Below are 13,925 nucleotides of genomic sequence, written 5' to 3' on the forward strand. Positions count from 1 at the left end.
GCCCCCCACGCGCCGCCAGGAACCGGACACCGCGCGTCAAAACTCGATGGACAGCTCCGCCAGCAGTCACCACAGTGACCCGCATGACCTCTCTCGTACGCCACATATCGATCGACTGCGCCGACACCTACGCCCTGGGCACCTTCTGGGCCAAGGTCCTCGGTGCCTCCCTCGCCGACGACGACCTGCCCGGAGACTCGGAAGCCCTCCTCGAAGCCCGGGGCGTCACGCTGCTGTTCATCGCCGTCCCCGAGGACAAGACCACCAAGAACAGGGTCCATTTCGATCTCCAGCCCCAGGAGCACACCCGCGACGAGGAGGTCGAACGCGTCCTCGCCCTGGGCGCCACCCTCGTGGCCGACCACCGCCGCCCCGACGGCTTGGGCTGGGTGACCCTCGCGGACCCCGAGGGCAACGAATTCTGCGTGGAGCGCAGCGCTGCCGAACGAGCGGCCAGGCCCGGCTCACCGACGTGACACCTCTTCGGCGGAAGGCGCGGCGGCCCATGCCGACGGTGTGGTGGTGTGGGGCGCCGGACTACCGCAGGCGCCGCGCCCGCAGGACGGTGTCGCGGGTGTGGTGGGTACCGGCGGGGGCAGGAGCGGCTCGCGGACGGGTCTCGTTGATCAGAACGGTCCAGTTGTCACCGAGGATCTCGGTGACGAGCACTCCGTTGGGCGCGCCGCTGAAGACCTGGTCGCGGCTGCGATACATCTCGTCCCAGGACTGGGTGTCCATGGTTCCCGCCTGTCCTTGCCTTGGGTGGTGGGGTCAGATGCCGTGGCGCCGGTTGCCCATGGCCAGTTCACACAGACGGGCTTCCGACACGGCCGAGAAGGGCTCGTGCAGGGCCTCCCGCGCGGCACGGCGCGTGTCCTCGGCGACAGGTTCGACAGTGACCGCTCCTGCGGCTCCTGAGCCCGAGGCTGCGTCCGCGAGCACGTCCGTGGCCGGCTCGGCGGGGCTGCCCGTATTCCGGTCATCAGTGCCGAGTTGGGGTCGTTGGGTCATCGTGACCACCTCCGCCGGCAATGTCCCCCATCCGTGACGGGCTGACAATGTTCTTTGCGGAAAGCGCAAGACCCGATACCCATGCACACGAGGGGTACCACCGGCGAGGCCGTCCCTGAGCAGCCCTCATGGGCGCTCCGTCGCGTCGGGAAGCAGGGGAAACAGCCGGGTGATGAGGGCCACCGGCCGCGCGCCATACGGCCTGGCCAAGGGGCGCTGTTCGCGGTCCTGGTAGGGCGCGAGCGCCCGTCGGATCGTGTCCGCGACCCGGCTCATCTCCTCAGGCGTCAGATAGGCGACGGCACTGAAGGCTTCGTCGTGACGCCACTCGGCCGGCGCCTGGTCACGCTGGTTCAGCCACCGCTGCCAGCTCTCGTCCTCCAGCCCTCGGGCCAGGTCGCCGAACGGCTCCACCGACGGCGCGTCGGCAGCGCAGTGCCGCTGCCGCAGACGCCAGGGGCGTGCGCGGCCCCCGCTGTGGGGGGCTTCCTCGACGTAACCGTGGCGTGCGAGCTGCCGCAGGTGAAAGGAGCACAGACCGGAGCTGTGCCCCAGCCGGGAGGCGGCCTCGGTCGCCGTGACGGTGCCCACGTCGGCGAGCAGGTCCAGCAGGGCTGTGCGGACCTCGTGCTCACGCAGTGCGCCGCCGGCGTCGCGTGCCCGGTCGCGGGAGGTGTTGACGTCATCTTCAGTCACTTTGCAAACTCTGCTACTTTGCAAAGAACTTGGCAAGCGGTCCTCGATCGAAGGCACCGGGCCACGGTGACGTCCGCGGCATCCGTCGCGTGCGCGGAAGAGGAGACAGTGATGTCTGTTCGTCACGAGGGGCCCCGGCCCCTCGACCGGCGAGTCCAGGTACAGGGCCGCCCCGTCGACTCCTATCCGGCCCGGTCACCGGAGGCGGAACGGGGTTCGGTGCGCCGCGTCACCGTGGTGGGTGAGGAGATTCTGAGCCGCCCGTGCCAGAAGGTGACCGAGTTCGGCTCCCCCGAACTGTCGGCGCTGATCGACGACATGTTCGTGACGATGTACGTGGCCGACGGTGCCGGCCTGGCCGCCAACCAGGTGGGCGTCGGCCTCCGGCTGTTCGTGTACGACTGCCCGGACGACCACGGGGTCCGGCATGTCGGCCACATCGTCAACCCTGTTCTGGAACTCCCCGATCCGGGCAATCGCCGGCTCCTGGACGACTTCGAGGGCTGCCTGTCCGTGCCCGGCGCCACCATGGAGGTCCCTCGTACGGATCACGCCGTCGTGCGCGGGCTCGACAAGGACGGGGACCCCCTCGTCATCGAAGGAACGGGCTACTTCGCACGCTGCCTGCAGCACGAGACCGACCACCTCCTCGGCCACACGTATCTCGACCGGCTCTCCAGGCGGGACCGCAAGGACGCGCTGCGGACCATGGCGGAGCGCCGTGAGGATGTCCTCGCCCAGCGCGCCGTCAAAGCCGCCGACCTGGGCCGATGAGACAAACGCACGACCTCGCGTCCGGGGCGGAGCCCAACGGGACCCGCTAGGACCGGGCCTGTCCCACCCGACAACCCCGGGGTGCGACCGCGGTGGCTCCCTTCGGGTGGTGACGGCGCAGGTTGGCGGCGAGGACGCGGTCGAGCGTACGGTCGGACAGCATCGGGCCCAGGCGCATGATCAGGGCGGCATCCCGGCCCGCGGTGTAGCGGGTGCGTGGCCTGCGGGTCGTCACCGCCTTCGCGATGACCCGGGCGGCGATCTCCGTACGGACGCCGCCGGGCACGACCACGACCACCTGGACGCCCAGCGGCGCGACCTCCCGGCGGAGCGAGTCGCTGACCGCTTCCAGGGCGAACTTCGCACCGGCGTACGCACCGTACGTGGCCATGGCGTACTTGCCGCCGATCGAGCTGATGTTGACCACGCGGCCCTTGCCGCGCAGCAGCGCGGGCAGGAGCGCCTGGGTGACGGCGATGTGGCCGAACAGGTTGACCTCGAACACCCGCCGCCACTCCGCCATCGGCAGGGCTTCGACCGGGGCGTTCACCTGGACACCGGCGTTGTTGACGAGCGCGTGCAGTGCGCACGGGTCGTCGGTGACCCGCGCGGAGAGTGCCTCCACATGCTCGGGCTCGGTGATGTCGAGGATGACCGGCTCGATACCGGTCGATCGGATGGCGTCGGCGTCACGGTCGCGTCGCACGCCGGCCAGGACATGGAACCCCCGGCGAGCCAATTCGCGGGCGGCCGACGCGCCCATGCCCCTGGAGGCCCCGGTCACGACGATCAGCTTCCGAGTTTCAGATGACGTTGTCACCTTAACTGCGCTACCAGTTCGGATGACACCGTCAACTGCATGATGGACATCATGGTCACCCGCGCGGAATCCGCCGCCATCACCCGCCGCGCACTCCTCGACGCAGCCGCCGAACTCCTCGACCTCGGCGGCCCCGAAGCCGTCACCCTGCGCGAGGTGGGCGCGCGAGCAGGCGTGTCACGAGGCGCGCCCTACCGGCACTTCACCGGCAAGGACAGCCTGCGGACCGACCCGGCCCTCGCGGCCTCCGAGTAGCTGCACGGCGCTCTCCACACCCTCATCACCGTCGCCCGGGACCAACCGCACCTCTACCAGATGCTGTTCAGGCGCTCCGGACACCGCCCCGAAGACCTCACCGAAGGACTCGACCGCGTCCGGCGCCAGCTCTGCGGACCCACGGACGACCCGACCGCAGACCGCATCCGCGCGGCCGGACACTTCCAGGACGAGTTCCTGGCCATCGTCACCGACCTCGCCGGTGAACGGAACACACGGCACTACGGCGCCCTGCTGCTCACCAGCACCCACGGCATCGCGGACATGGAACTCAGCGGCCACTTGGACACGGACAGACTGCGCACCACCGCCGACGAGCTCATCGACACCCTCGTCCGCGTGGCCGCCGACGCCGGGAGAACGACATAGCAACGCCCACACCCCGCCGACGCGAACTCCATCGGCGGCACCGGCGAACCTACGACCAGAGGCTCAGGTCTGCGCCATGTCCACGAAACGCGAGTAGTGCCCCTGGAACGCCACCGTGATCGTCGCCGTCGGACCGTTACGGTGCTTCGCCACGATGAGGTCCGCCTCGCCCGCGCGCGGCGACTCCTTCTCGTACGCGTCCTCACGATGCAGCAGGATCACCATGTCCGCGTCCTGCTCGATCGACCCCGACTCACGCAGGTCGGAGACCATCGGCTTCTTGTCCGTACGCTGCTCAGGGCCACGGTTGAGCTGCGACAGCGCGATCACCGGCAGCTCCAACTCCTTGGCCAGCAGCTTCAGGTTTCGCGACATGTCCGAGACCTCCTGCTGGCGGCTCTCGGCCCGCTTCGAACCACCCGACTGCATGAGCTGCAGATAGTCGATGACCACCAGCCGGATGTCATTGCGCTGCTTGAGACGACGGCACTTCGCCCGGATCTCCATCATCGACAGGTTCGGCGAGTCGTCGATGTACAGCGGCGCCTGCGAGATGTCCGGCATCCGGCGGGCCAGCCGCGTCCAGTCCTCGTCCGTCATCGTGCCCGACCGCATATGGTGCAGCGCCACCCGCGCCTCCGCCGACAGCAGACGCATCGCGATCTCGTTCCGCCCCATCTCCAGGGAGAAGATCACGCTCGGCAGATTGTTCTTGATGGACGCCGCCCGCGCGAAGTCCAGCGCCAGCGTGGACTTACCCATGGCCGGACGGGCCGCGATGACAATCATCTGGCCCGGGTGAAGACCATTCGTGAGCGAGTCGAAGTCCGTGAATCCGGTCGGCACACCGGTCATCTCACCGCTGCGCGAACCGATCGCCTCGATCTCGTCGAGCGCACCCTCCATGATGTCGCCCAGCGGCAGATAGTCCTCGCTCGTCCGCTGCTCCGTGACGGCGTAGATCTCGGCCTGCGCGGAGTTGACGATCTCATCGACATCCCCGTCGGCGGCGTACCCCATCTGTGTGATCTTCGTACCCGCTTCCACGAGCCGGCGCAGCACCGCCTGCTCGTGCACGATCTCCGCGTAGTACGACGCGTTCGCCGCCGTGGGCACCGACTGGACAAGGGTGTGCACATACGAGGCCCCGCCGACCTTGCCGATCTCGCCACGCTTGACCAACTCGGCGGCCACCGTGATCGGGTCGGCCGGCTCGCCTTTGGCGTAGAGGTCGAGAATCGCCTGGAAGATCGTCTCGTGGGCCGGCCGGTAGAAGTCATGGCCCTTGATGATCTCCACGACATCGGCGATCGCGTCCTTCGACAGCAGCATGCCGCCGAGCACCGACTGCTCCGCGTCGAGATCCTGCGGAGGCACCCGCTCGAACCCGCCGGAACCGCCCCAGGGCCCGCTCTCGCTGCCCCGCTCGTGCTGCTCCTCACGGCCGCCCCGGCCCTCGCCACGGCGCTGCCGGGAGACAGGCAGACGGTCGCTGGGACCGGTATCGGTCCAGGGGTCGTCCAACGGCTCGGGAATGCTCACCGGCCACCTCCTCATGTCCGCTCAGCGGACCTCGCCGTGCCACTCTTTGTACGGCACGACACTGACAAAACGAGAGGCCTGACTCCGGTTCCGGCGCGTCGGACGCCGGTCCACGGTAGGCCCGCCGGCGACGTCAGCCAATCTTGTTATCCACAGGCCATGTGGACGAGAGACCAGATGCTGTGGAGAACATGGGCGAACCTGTGCACGGACCGGGGGACAGCGCTGTGGACAAAGTCATACCGCCCTTACCGCACCATCTTTGACCTGGTCTTTTTCCGTCCACCGGCTGTGGGGGAGAAAAACTTTCCCGACTGGACCAAGATCAGTGGAACCGGCGCACAACCGATCCTTCAACGGAGCCAAAAGTAAGGATCACGAGCCCCTTGCGTCACTTACCTGTGGAAGATTAGGTTGACCGCATGACACCGGCCCCTTCGGCATCCAGGACAGGACGGCGACAGCACGATCGTGAGATCGTCGCGCTCGCAGTTCCGGCCTTCGGGGCCCTCGTGGCCGAGCCGCTCTTCGTGATGTTCGACAGCGCGATCGTCGGCCATCTCGGCACCCCGCAACTCGCCGGACTGGGCATCGCGGCGGCCCTGCTGACGACCGCCGTCTCCGTATTCGTCTTTCTCGCCTACGCCACCACCGCGGCCGTCGCCCGGCGGGTCGGCTCGGGCGATCTGCCGGCCGCCATCCGTCAGGGTATGGACGGCATCTGGCTGGCCATCCTGCTCGGCGCCGTCGTCGTCGTGGTGGCCCTGCCCGCCGCGCCATGGCTCATCGGGCTCTTCGGCGCCTCGGACACCGCCGCACCGTACGCCGTCACCTATCTGCGGATCTCCAGCCTCGGCATCCCGGCCATGCTGGTGGTGCTGGCCGCCACCGGCGTGCTGCGCGGACTCCAGGACACGCGTACGCCGCTGTACGTCGCCATCGGCGGGTTCGGCGCCAACGCGGCGCTCAATGTCGCGCTCGTCTACGGCGCCGGCCTCGGCATCGCCGGCTCCGCCTGGGGCACGGTGACCGCCCAGTGCGCCATGGCCGCCGTCTATCTGGTCGTCGTCGTACGAGGAGCGCGCCGGCACGGCGCGTCGCTGCGGCCCGACGCGACGGGGATACGGGCCAGCGCGCAGGCCGGGGCCCCGCTGCTGGTCCGTACGCTCTCGCTGCGGGCGGTTCTGATGATCGCCACGGCGGTGGCGGCGCGGCTAGGGGACGCGGACATCGCCGCCCATCAGATTCTTCTGTCGCTGTGGAGTCTGATGGCTTTCGCGCTCGATGCGATCGCCATCGCGGGGCAGGCCATCATCGGCCGCTATCTCGGGGCGGGGGACACCAAGGGCGCCCGGGAGGTGTGCCGTCGCATGGTGCAGTGGGGGATCGCGTCGGGTGTGCTGCTGGGTGTTCTGATCGTCGCCGCACGCCCGTTGTTCATTCCGCTGTTCACCGGGGACCCCGCGGTGCGGGAGACACTGCTGCCGGCTCTGCTGGTGGTGGCGGTGACGCAGCCGCTCGCGGGGATCGTGTTCGTACTGGACGGTGTGCTGATGGGCGCGGGGGACGGTCCGTATCTCGCCGGGGCCATGGTGGTGACGCTGGCGGTCTTCGCGCCGGTCGCTCTGCTCGTACCGGCTCTGGGGGGCGGACTGACGGCTCTCTGGTGGGCGATGGGGCTGATGATGGCGGTCCGCATGCTGACGCTCTGGCTGCGGAGCCGTTCGGGCCGGTGGCTGGTCACGGGCGCTACGCGCTGACGTACACGTTCTGATCCGCCGTTTCACGTGAAACACCCGGTGTGCCCGTTTCACGTGAAACATGGCTGCGGAGAAGGAGCCGTGGCGAGAGAGCCGTAGTTGACAGAGCCGTAGGGACAGAGAAGAGGGCCGTATCCCGGTGGGGATACGGCCCTCTTCCTGCTTGCTCTGCCGAGCGTGTCGCTTAGGCGGAGACGACCTCGATGCCGAGCTTCGCGGCGACCTCGGGGTGCAGACGCACGGACACCTGGTGCGAGCCCAGGGTCTTGATCGGCGAGCCGAGTTCGATGCGACGCTTGTCGACGTCCGGGCCACCGGCGGACTTGATCGCCGAGGCGAGGTCAGCCGGGGTGACGGAGCCGAAGAGGCGGCCGGCGTCGCCGGAGCGAACGGCCAGACGCACCTTCACGCCTTCGAGGCGGGCCTTGATCTCGTTGGCCTGCTCGATGGTCGCGATCTCGTGGATCTTGCGGGCGCGGCGGATCTGCGCCACGTCCTTCTCGCCACCCTTGGTCCAGCGGATCGCGAAACCACGCGGGACCAGGTAGTTGCGAGCGTAGCCGTCCTTGACGTCGACGACGTCGCCGGCGGCGCCGAGGCCGGAGACCTCGTGAGTGAGGATGATCTTCATGATTCGGTCACCCTCCCTTTATCGCGCGGTGGACGTGTAGGGCAGCAGCGCCATCTCACGGCTGTTCTTGACGGCCGTGGCGACGTCACGCTGGTGCTGCGTGCAGTTGCCGGTGACGCGGCGGGCACGGATCTTGCCACGGTCGGAAATGAACTTCCGCAGCATGTTCGTGTCCTTGTAGTCCACGTACTGGGTCTTGTCCTTGCAGAATGCGCAGACCTTCTTCTTAGGCTTGCGCACAGGCGGCTTCGCCATGGTGTTTCTCCTGTGTGATCAAGAAGTGGGGTACGAGCCCGCCCTTAGAAGGGCGGCTCGTCCGAGTAGCCGCCGCCGGAGCTTCCGCCCCAGCTGCCTCCATTGCCCCCGCCGCTCTGCGGCTGCTGGCCGCCGCCGGCCGGCGCGCTGGTGGCCCACGGGTCGTCGGCGGGAGCACCGCCGCCGCTCTGCTGGCCACCACCACCGGAGCCGCCGCCCCAGTTTCCGCCGCCGCCCTGCTGGCCGCCGCCGTAACCACCCTGGCCACCGCGACCGGTGGTCTTGGTGACCTTGGCCGTGGCGTTCTTCAGGCTGGGGCCGACTTCTTCGACATCCAGCTCGTAGACCGTGCGCTTGACGCCCTCGCGGTCCTCGTAGGACCGTTGCTTCAGCCGGCCCTGCACGACGACGCGCATGCCTCGCTGGAGCGATTCGGCGACGTTCTCCGCCGCCTGCCGCCAGACCGAGCAGGTGAGGAACAGGCTTTCGCCGTCCTTCCACTCATTGGTCTGCCGGTCGAAGGTGCGGGGAGTGGACGCGACGCGGAACTTCGCGACCGCCGCACCGGACGGGGTGAAGCGCAGCTCGGGGTCGTCGACGAGATTGCCGACGACCGTGATGACGGTCTCGCCTGCCATGGGTGAACCTCTCGGCGGGGATTGCTTCTGGCTGCTTGCTGCTACTCGGACCCGATGACGCTGAGCTGGAGGCTCAGTGGGTCTCGGGGCGGAGGACCTTGGTCCGGAGGACCGACTCGTTCAGGTTCATCTGTCGGTCGAGCTCCTTGACGACCGCAGGCTCGGCCTGGAGGTCGATGACCGAGTAGATGCCCTCGGGCTTCTTCTTGATCTCGTAAGAGAGACGACGACGGCCCCAGGTGTCGACCTTCTCGACCTTTCCGTTGCCCTCACGGACGACGGAGAGGAAGTTCTCGATCAGCGGGGAGACAGCGCGCTCCTCGAGATCGGGGTCGAGGATGACCATCACCTCGTAGTGACGCATGTGGAACCCACCTCCTTTGGACTCAGCGGCCACGGTCGTTCCGTGGCAGGAGGGTCGTGATGCGTGAGCAACGGTATCGGCCGCCACTGACAATCCGGCTCGTCGGACGAGAGGATCGTGTTCTGGCCAGGGCAGACACCGGTGCAGACCGTACAGACTACCCGCACGGTGGCTTCCTGTTGAAATCCTGCTGCCTGCGGGCGCAATCTGTACACATCGGGTGTGCGCGGCGCTACGATGCGCCGCCTCCGGCAAGGCCAGGAGGTGCCAGATGGCACAGGCAATGCGACCGAACCCCTCCACGTCCCTTTTCTCGACGGACGGGAAGTCCCATCCGCTTCAGGACACCCTGATCGTGGTGACGCTGGCGCTGGGTCTCCTCGCGTTCGTCACGGCGTTCTTCCACCAGTTGCATCTGATCAGCTCGTGGGCGGGGCTGGTGGGGATCCTGACGGGTGCGTACGGGCAGTTCATCTCCGTGACGACACGCGAGCGGTTCCTGCTCATCATCGGGCTGGGCGCCTCGGCGGTCGGCTTCTTCCTCGGCATGGCGCACGGCGGTCTGTTCGGCGGGGTGATCGGTTAGGGGCTCCCGTTCGGATCCGGCGCGGACCGCGTGATCCGCGTGATCCGAACGAGGGGCCCTGGGGGCCTGTCCCGCGGGGCGGGCCCCCAGAACATCTCCGTCGGCTCGGCCGACGGCCAGACGGGGCGCTCCATCGGCGCAGTAGGCTTCGGCGCGAGAGCCGGAGCCCCTGTATCGATGGGGACACACCTGCCGAGGAGCGCCCCGTATGAGTCTGACCCTGAGGACCATCAGTCGTGAGCAGCATCTGGCGTATATCCAGAGTCTGCCCGCGGCGAGTCATTGCCAGGTCCCGGCGTGGGCTGATGTGAAGACGGAGTGGCGCTCCGAGAATCTGGGCTGGTTCGACAAGAACGGTGAGCTGGTCGGTGCGGGGCTGGTGCTGTACCGGCAGTTGCCGAAGATCAAGCGGTATCTGGCGTATCTGCCCGAGGGTCCGGTGCTGAATTGGTATGCGCCGAATCTGGACGAGTGGCTTCAGCCGATGCTGGCTCATCTGAAGCATCAGGGTGCTTTCTCGGTGAAGATGGGGCCTCCGGTGGTGATCCGGCGGTGGAATGCGGCGGCGATCAAGTCGGGTATTCAGGATCCGGATGTGAAGCGGCTGCGTGATGTGGAGGCTTCGCACATCGAGCCGCGTGCTTTCGAGGTGTCGGACCGGCTGCGCAAGATGGGGTGGCAGCAGGGGGAGGACGGGGGCGCGGGCTTCGGTGACGTCCAGCCGCGTTATGTCTTCCAGGTGCCTTTGGCCAATCGTTCGCTGGATGATGTGCTGAAGGGTTTCAATCAGCTCTGGCGGCGCAACATCAAGAAGGCCGAGAAGGCCGGTGTCGATGTGGTGCAGGGGAGTTACGAGGATCTCGGTGAGTGGCAGCGGTTGTACGAGATCACGGCGGAGCGGGATCATTTCCGGCCGCGGCCGTTGTCGTACTTCGAGCGTATGTGGAGTGTGCTGAACGCCGAGGATCCGAATCGGATGCGGTTGTATTTCGCGCGTCATGAGGGTGAGAACGTGGCGGCGGCGACGATGTTGATCGTCGGTGGTCATGTCTGGTATTCGTACGGTGCTTCGGCGAATCACAAGCGTGAGGTGCGGCCTTCGAACGCGATGCAGTGGCGGATGCTGCGGGACGCGTATGCGATGGGTGCGACCGTGTACGACCTGCGGGGTATTTCCGATTCGCTCGACGAGACCGATCACCTTTTCGGTCTGATTCAGTTCAAGGTGGGTACGGGCGGCGAGGCGGTCGAGTACATCGGCGAGTGGGATTTCCCGCTGAACAAGCTGCTCCACAAGGCGCTCGACATGTACATGTCGCGCCGCTGACCGGTTGATGTGCCGCCGGAGGTTTCCGGCGGCGGTCCGGGGCGGATCCTTCTGGTAGGGCTGGTAGGGCCGCCCCGACCCGTAAGACGATTCCCGTAAGACTTTTCATATTCTTATCCACCGCAGCACTCTGATCACCGCAGCCGAGAGAAAGGTTCCGGACCGGCAATGGCGCTCTCCCTCTACGTCGACACCGCGCGCTGGCGGGCGCACCAGAAGTCGGTCATCGAGCAGTTCCCGGGGCTCGTCCCGGTCTGCAAGGGCAATGGCTACGGCTTCAGTCATGAACGGCTCTCCGACGAGACCACGCGTTTCGGGTCCGACACGCTGGCTGTGGGCACGATTTATGAGGCCGCGCGCATAAAGGACTGGTTCAGCGGCGATCTGCTGGTGCTCACGCCGTTCCGGCGGGGTGAGGAGCCGGTGCCGCTGCCGGACCGGGTGGTGCGCTCGGTCTCGTCCGTGGACGGCGTGTACGCCCTGGTGGGCGCCCGTGTGGTCATCGAGTGCATGAGCTCGATGAAGCGCCACGGGGTGAAGGAGGAGGAGCTGGGTCAGCTCCACGCCGCCATAGAGGACGTACGGCTGGAGGGCTTCGCCCTGCATCTTCCGCTGGACCGTACGGACGGCTCCGACGCGGTCGAGGAAGTCATAGCGTGGATGGACCGGCTGCGGGCGGCGCGCCTTCCGCTGCACACGATGTTCGTGAGCCATCTCGCGGCGTCCGAGCTGGCGCGGCTCCAGCAGCAGTTCCCGCAGACGCGTTTCCGGGCGCGGATCGGCACGCGGCTGTGGCTGGGTGACCACGAGGCGACCGAGTACCGGGGTTCGGTGCTGGACGTGACGCGGGTCGCCAAGGGCGACCGGTTCGGTTACCGGCAGCAGAAGGCCGCGTCCGACGGCTGGCTGGTGGTCGTGGCGGGGGGTACGTCGCACGGTGTGGGGCTGGAGGCCCCGAAGGCGCTGCACGGGGTGATGCCGCGGGCGAAGGGGGTCGCGCGGGCGGGTCTGGCGACGGTGAACAGGAATCTGTCGCCGTTCGTCTGGGACGGGAAGCAGCGCTGGTTCGCGGAGCCGCCGCACATGCAGGTGTCGATCCTGTTCGTGCCGTCGGACGCGCAGGAGCCGAGGGTCGGGGACGAGCTGGTGGCGCATCTGCGCCATACGACGACGCAGTTCGACCGGCTCGTGGACCGCTGACCGCCGACACCCGCCCTCGCCCCCGCGCCGGCACCCGTAACGCCGAAGGCTCCCCCCGCGTCCACGCGTGAGGGGAGCCTTCAGCCGTTTCCCGACTTCCTGCGCTCCTGAGTTCCCGAGGTGATCAGCCGAAGTCGGGTGATCGCTCCTGGGCGGGTGGCAGGCTCTTGCGGACCCCCCATTCGAGCTTCACCCCGCCGAAGTGGGTGGCGGGCGTACCGGCGGGCTCCGGTGCGGCCCTGCCGAGTACGAAGCGGTCCTCCGCGCCGTCCAGGACGCCTCCGGAGGGGTCGTCCGTGCCGTCGGTGCGTACGCCGTCCCGTTCGGGCAGGAGGATGTCCCGTACGACCAGGGCGCACAGGTAGAGCGTGCCGAGCAGGTGCAGGGCGATGGCGAGCTGGTACCCCTCGGTGGGCAGTCCCTTGTGGGCGTCGCCGCTGGTCGTGTACGCGAGGTACATCCAGATGCCGAGGTAGTACATGACCTCGCACGCCTGCCAGATGAGGAAGTCGCGCCAGCGGGGGCGGGCCAGGGCGGCGAGCGGGATGAGCCAGAGGACGTACTGCGGCGAGTAGACCTTGTTGGTGAGGATGAACGCGGCGACGACGAGGAAGGCGAGCTGGGCGAAGCGTGGCCGGCGGGGCGCGGTGAGGGCGAGGGCGCCGATGCCCGCACAGGCCAGCACCATGAGGACCATGGCGTACGTGTTGACGGTGCTGACGTCGATGGACCGGCTGGTGCGCTGGGTGATGATCAGCCAGAAGGAGCCGAAGTCGATCTGCCGTTCCTGGCTGAAGGTGTAGAACTTCTTCCACCCCTCGGGGGCGAGCAGCATCACGGGCAGGTTCACCGCCAGCCAGGCGGTGGCGGCTCCCATGAGGGCGGTGCCGTACGCGCGGTAACGGCCCGCTCGCCAGCACAGGACGAGCAGGGGCCCCAGGACGAGTGCGGGGTAGAGCTTGGCGGCGGTGGCGAGCCCGATGAGGATGCCGAAGGCCAGGGTGCGGCCGCGGGACCACATCAGCATGGCGGCGGCGGTGAGGGCGACGGCCAGCAGGTCCCAATTGATGGTGGCGGTGAGCGCGAAGGCGGGCGCCAGGGCGACCAGGAGGGCGTCCCAGGGGCGGCGGCGGTGGGTGCGGGCGACGCAGACGGCGATGACGGCGGCGCAGATCATGAGCATGCCCGCGTTGACCATCCAGTACATCTGCTCGCGGTACTGGAGGGAGCCGCCGGGGGTGAGCCAGGAGGCGACCTCCATGAAGAGGCCGGTCAGGACGGGGTACTCCAGGTACTGCATGTCGCCGCTGAGCCGGTCGAAGTACGGCACGAGGTTGTCGGCGAAGCCGCGCCCGATGAAGAGGTGCGGGATGTCCGAGTAGCAGGCGTGGGTGTACTGGGAGCTGGCTCCGCGGAACCAGGCCCAGTTGTAGCAGGGCATCTTCTGCACCATGCCGAGTGCGAACATGCCGATCGCCACCAGTGCGACGGCGCGTACGGGGGAGAGCCGGCCACTGCCCGGCCAGGCCCAGCGTCCGGCGGGGCCGCCGATCAGTTCGCTGCCGGCCGCGGCGATCTCGTCCCGCCGGGTGGGCGCCACGTCCGGCCGGTCCTGGTGCACGGTTGTCTCTTCTGCGCTCGGCATGGCGTCCATCCTGCCGTATGCCGCTGTGGGC

The 13,925-nt window shown here is 68.0% G+C and carries 16 protein-coding genes and 2 pseudogenes; 8 read left to right on the top strand and 10 right to left on the bottom strand.

Annotated elements, in window-relative coordinates:
• Nucleotides 1-83: 83 nt before the first annotated feature.
• Nucleotides 84-467: pseudogene (locus ACIBJC_RS25375) on the top strand (VOC family protein); the annotation flags it as partial.
• A gap of 70 nt (nt 468-537) precedes the next feature.
• Here the strand turns inward: ACIBJC_RS25375 and ACIBJC_RS25380 are convergent.
• From ACIBJC_RS25380 to ACIBJC_RS25390, 3 genes and pseudogenes are all read right to left on the bottom strand, one after another.
• Nucleotides 538-663 (bottom strand): annotated as a pseudogene (locus tag ACIBJC_RS25380) (SAM-dependent methyltransferase); the annotation flags it as partial.
• Between the two features lie 108 nt (nt 664-771).
• Nucleotides 772-1,011: a hypothetical protein gene (locus tag ACIBJC_RS25385; protein ID WP_399296197.1), complete on the bottom strand. Its 240-nt coding sequence runs from the start codon at nt 1,009-1,011 to the stop codon at nt 772-774.
• Between the two features lie 126 nt (nt 1,012-1,137).
• The gene (locus ACIBJC_RS25390) at nt 1,138-1,707 is read right to left on the bottom strand and encodes a winged helix-turn-helix domain-containing protein (RefSeq protein WP_399296199.1); all 570 of its coding nucleotides are present in this window, start codon (nt 1,705-1,707) and stop codon (nt 1,138-1,140) included.
• 111 nt (nt 1,708-1,818) lie between these two features.
• Here ACIBJC_RS25390 and def point away from each other — a divergent pair, with 111 nt between their 5' ends.
• Nucleotides 1,819-2,481: a peptide deformylase gene (gene def, locus ACIBJC_RS25395; RefSeq protein WP_399296201.1), complete on the top strand. Its 663-nt coding sequence runs from the start codon at nt 1,819-1,821 to the stop codon at nt 2,479-2,481.
• Nucleotides 2,482-2,527: 46 nt separating this feature from the next.
• Here the strand turns inward: def and ACIBJC_RS25400 are convergent, their stop codons facing one another.
• On the bottom strand, nt 2,528-3,301 hold the full coding sequence (locus ACIBJC_RS25400; protein WP_399296203.1) for an SDR family NAD(P)-dependent oxidoreductase: 774 nt from the start codon (nt 3,299-3,301) through the stop codon (nt 2,528-2,530).
• Between the two features lie 39 nt (nt 3,302-3,340).
• On the opposite strand from ACIBJC_RS25400, the gene ACIBJC_RS25405 reads away from it, so the two are divergent.
• Both ACIBJC_RS25405 and ACIBJC_RS25410 read left to right on the top strand, forming a co-directional pair.
• Nucleotides 3,341-3,556, top strand: coding sequence for a helix-turn-helix domain-containing protein (locus ACIBJC_RS25405; RefSeq protein WP_399296204.1), 216 nt, complete (start codon nt 3,341-3,343; stop codon nt 3,554-3,556).
• Nucleotides 3,557-3,946 (top strand): WHG domain-containing protein, encoded by a 390-nt coding sequence (locus tag ACIBJC_RS25410; protein ID WP_399296785.1) that lies wholly within the window; start codon nt 3,557-3,559, stop codon nt 3,944-3,946.
• Between the two features lie 63 nt (nt 3,947-4,009).
• Here the strand turns inward: ACIBJC_RS25410 and dnaB are convergent, their stop codons facing one another.
• Nucleotides 4,010-5,488, bottom strand: a complete 1,479-nt coding sequence (gene dnaB / locus ACIBJC_RS25415) for a replicative DNA helicase (RefSeq protein ID WP_399296206.1) — start codon at nt 5,486-5,488, stop codon at nt 4,010-4,012.
• 422 nt (nt 5,489-5,910) lie between these two features.
• Here dnaB and ACIBJC_RS25420 point away from each other — a divergent pair, with 422 nt between their 5' ends.
• Nucleotides 5,911-7,248 carry an MATE family efflux transporter gene (locus ACIBJC_RS25420; RefSeq protein WP_399296208.1) on the top strand — a complete coding sequence of 446 codons (1,338 nt, stop codon included), beginning with the start codon at nt 5,911-5,913 and terminating at the stop codon, nt 7,246-7,248.
• Between the two features lie 184 nt (nt 7,249-7,432).
• Here ACIBJC_RS25420 and rplI read toward each other — a convergent pair whose 3' ends face one another.
• From rplI to rpsF, 4 genes are all read right to left on the bottom strand, one after another.
• Nucleotides 7,433-7,879, bottom strand: a complete 447-nt coding sequence (gene rplI, locus ACIBJC_RS25425) for a 50S ribosomal protein L9 (RefSeq protein WP_329822833.1) — start codon at nt 7,877-7,879, stop codon at nt 7,433-7,435.
• Nucleotides 7,880-7,897: 18 nt separating this feature from the next.
• Entirely contained in the window at nt 7,898-8,134 is a 237-nt protein-coding gene (gene rpsR / locus ACIBJC_RS25430) for a 30S ribosomal protein S18 (protein WP_003967857.1), read from the bottom strand.
• 44 nt (nt 8,135-8,178) lie between these two features.
• Nucleotides 8,179-8,772 (bottom strand): single-stranded DNA-binding protein, encoded by a 594-nt coding sequence (locus ACIBJC_RS25435; protein ID WP_399296210.1) that lies wholly within the window; start codon nt 8,770-8,772, stop codon nt 8,179-8,181.
• 73 nt (nt 8,773-8,845) lie between these two features.
• A complete protein-coding gene (gene rpsF, locus ACIBJC_RS25440) occupies nt 8,846-9,136 on the bottom strand; it encodes a 30S ribosomal protein S6 (protein ID WP_006604399.1) in 291 nt (96 codons plus the stop codon).
• A gap of 271 nt (nt 9,137-9,407) precedes the next feature.
• Between rpsF and ACIBJC_RS25445 the strand changes: the two genes are divergently transcribed.
• The 3 genes from ACIBJC_RS25445 to ACIBJC_RS25455 all read left to right on the top strand — a co-directional run bounded on the left by ACIBJC_RS25445 (nt 9,408) and on the right by ACIBJC_RS25455 (nt 12,249).
• The gene (locus ACIBJC_RS25445) at nt 9,408-9,722 is read left to right on the top strand and encodes a hypothetical protein (RefSeq protein ID WP_399296212.1); all 315 of its coding nucleotides are present in this window, start codon (nt 9,408-9,410) and stop codon (nt 9,720-9,722) included.
• A gap of 208 nt (nt 9,723-9,930) precedes the next feature.
• Nucleotides 9,931-11,049 carry a peptidoglycan bridge formation glycyltransferase FemA/FemB family protein gene (locus tag ACIBJC_RS25450; RefSeq protein ID WP_329822830.1) on the top strand — a complete coding sequence of 373 codons (1,119 nt, stop codon included), beginning with the start codon at nt 9,931-9,933 and terminating at the stop codon, nt 11,047-11,049.
• A gap of 168 nt (nt 11,050-11,217) precedes the next feature.
• The gene (locus ACIBJC_RS25455; protein ID WP_329822829.1) at nt 11,218-12,249 is read left to right on the top strand and encodes an alanine racemase; all 1,032 of its coding nucleotides are present in this window, start codon (nt 11,218-11,220) and stop codon (nt 12,247-12,249) included.
• Between the two features lie 124 nt (nt 12,250-12,373).
• On the opposite strand, the gene ACIBJC_RS25460 is transcribed toward ACIBJC_RS25455, so the two are convergent.
• Nucleotides 12,374-13,894 (bottom strand): glycosyltransferase family 87 protein, encoded by a 1,521-nt coding sequence (locus tag ACIBJC_RS25460; protein ID WP_399296215.1) that lies wholly within the window; start codon nt 13,892-13,894, stop codon nt 12,374-12,376.
• Nucleotides 13,895-13,925: the final 31 nt, after the last annotated feature.

The organism is Streptomyces sp. NPDC050509, assembly GCF_044457965.1.
In the GTDB taxonomy this organism is placed as follows: domain Bacteria; phylum Actinomycetota; class Actinomycetes; order Streptomycetales; family Streptomycetaceae; genus Streptomyces.

Excerpts from the sequence above, each read along its gene's own strand:
- ACIBJC_RS25385 (WP_399296197.1), bottom strand. The coding sequence starts at position 1,011 with ATGACCCAACGACCCCAACTCGGCACTGATGACCGGAATACGGGCAGC.
- def (WP_399296201.1), top strand. The coding sequence starts at position 1,819 with ATGTCTGTTCGTCACGAGGGGCCCCGGCCCCTCGACCGGCGAGTCCAG.
- ACIBJC_RS25405 (WP_399296204.1), top strand. The coding sequence starts at position 3,341 with ATGATGGACATCATGGTCACCCGCGCGGAATCCGCCGCCATCACCCGC.
- ACIBJC_RS25420 (WP_399296208.1), top strand. The coding sequence starts at position 5,911 with ATGACACCGGCCCCTTCGGCATCCAGGACAGGACGGCGACAGCACGAT.
- rplI (WP_329822833.1), bottom strand. The coding sequence starts at position 7,879 with ATGAAGATCATCCTCACTCACGAGGTCTCCGGCCTCGGCGCCGCCGGC.
- rpsR (WP_003967857.1), bottom strand. The coding sequence starts at position 8,134 with ATGGCGAAGCCGCCTGTGCGCAAGCCTAAGAAGAAGGTCTGCGCATTC.
- ACIBJC_RS25435 (WP_399296210.1), bottom strand. The coding sequence starts at position 8,772 with ATGGCAGGCGAGACCGTCATCACGGTCGTCGGCAATCTCGTCGACGAC.
- rpsF (WP_006604399.1), bottom strand. The coding sequence starts at position 9,136 with ATGCGTCACTACGAGGTGATGGTCATCCTCGACCCCGATCTCGAGGAG.
- ACIBJC_RS25445 (WP_399296212.1), top strand. The coding sequence starts at position 9,408 with ATGGCACAGGCAATGCGACCGAACCCCTCCACGTCCCTTTTCTCGACG.
- ACIBJC_RS25450 (WP_329822830.1), top strand. The coding sequence starts at position 9,931 with ATGAGTCTGACCCTGAGGACCATCAGTCGTGAGCAGCATCTGGCGTAT.
- ACIBJC_RS25455 (WP_329822829.1), top strand. The coding sequence starts at position 11,218 with ATGGCGCTCTCCCTCTACGTCGACACCGCGCGCTGGCGGGCGCACCAG.
- ACIBJC_RS25460 (WP_399296215.1), bottom strand. The coding sequence starts at position 13,894 with ATGCCGAGCGCAGAAGAGACAACCGTGCACCAGGACCGGCCGGACGTG.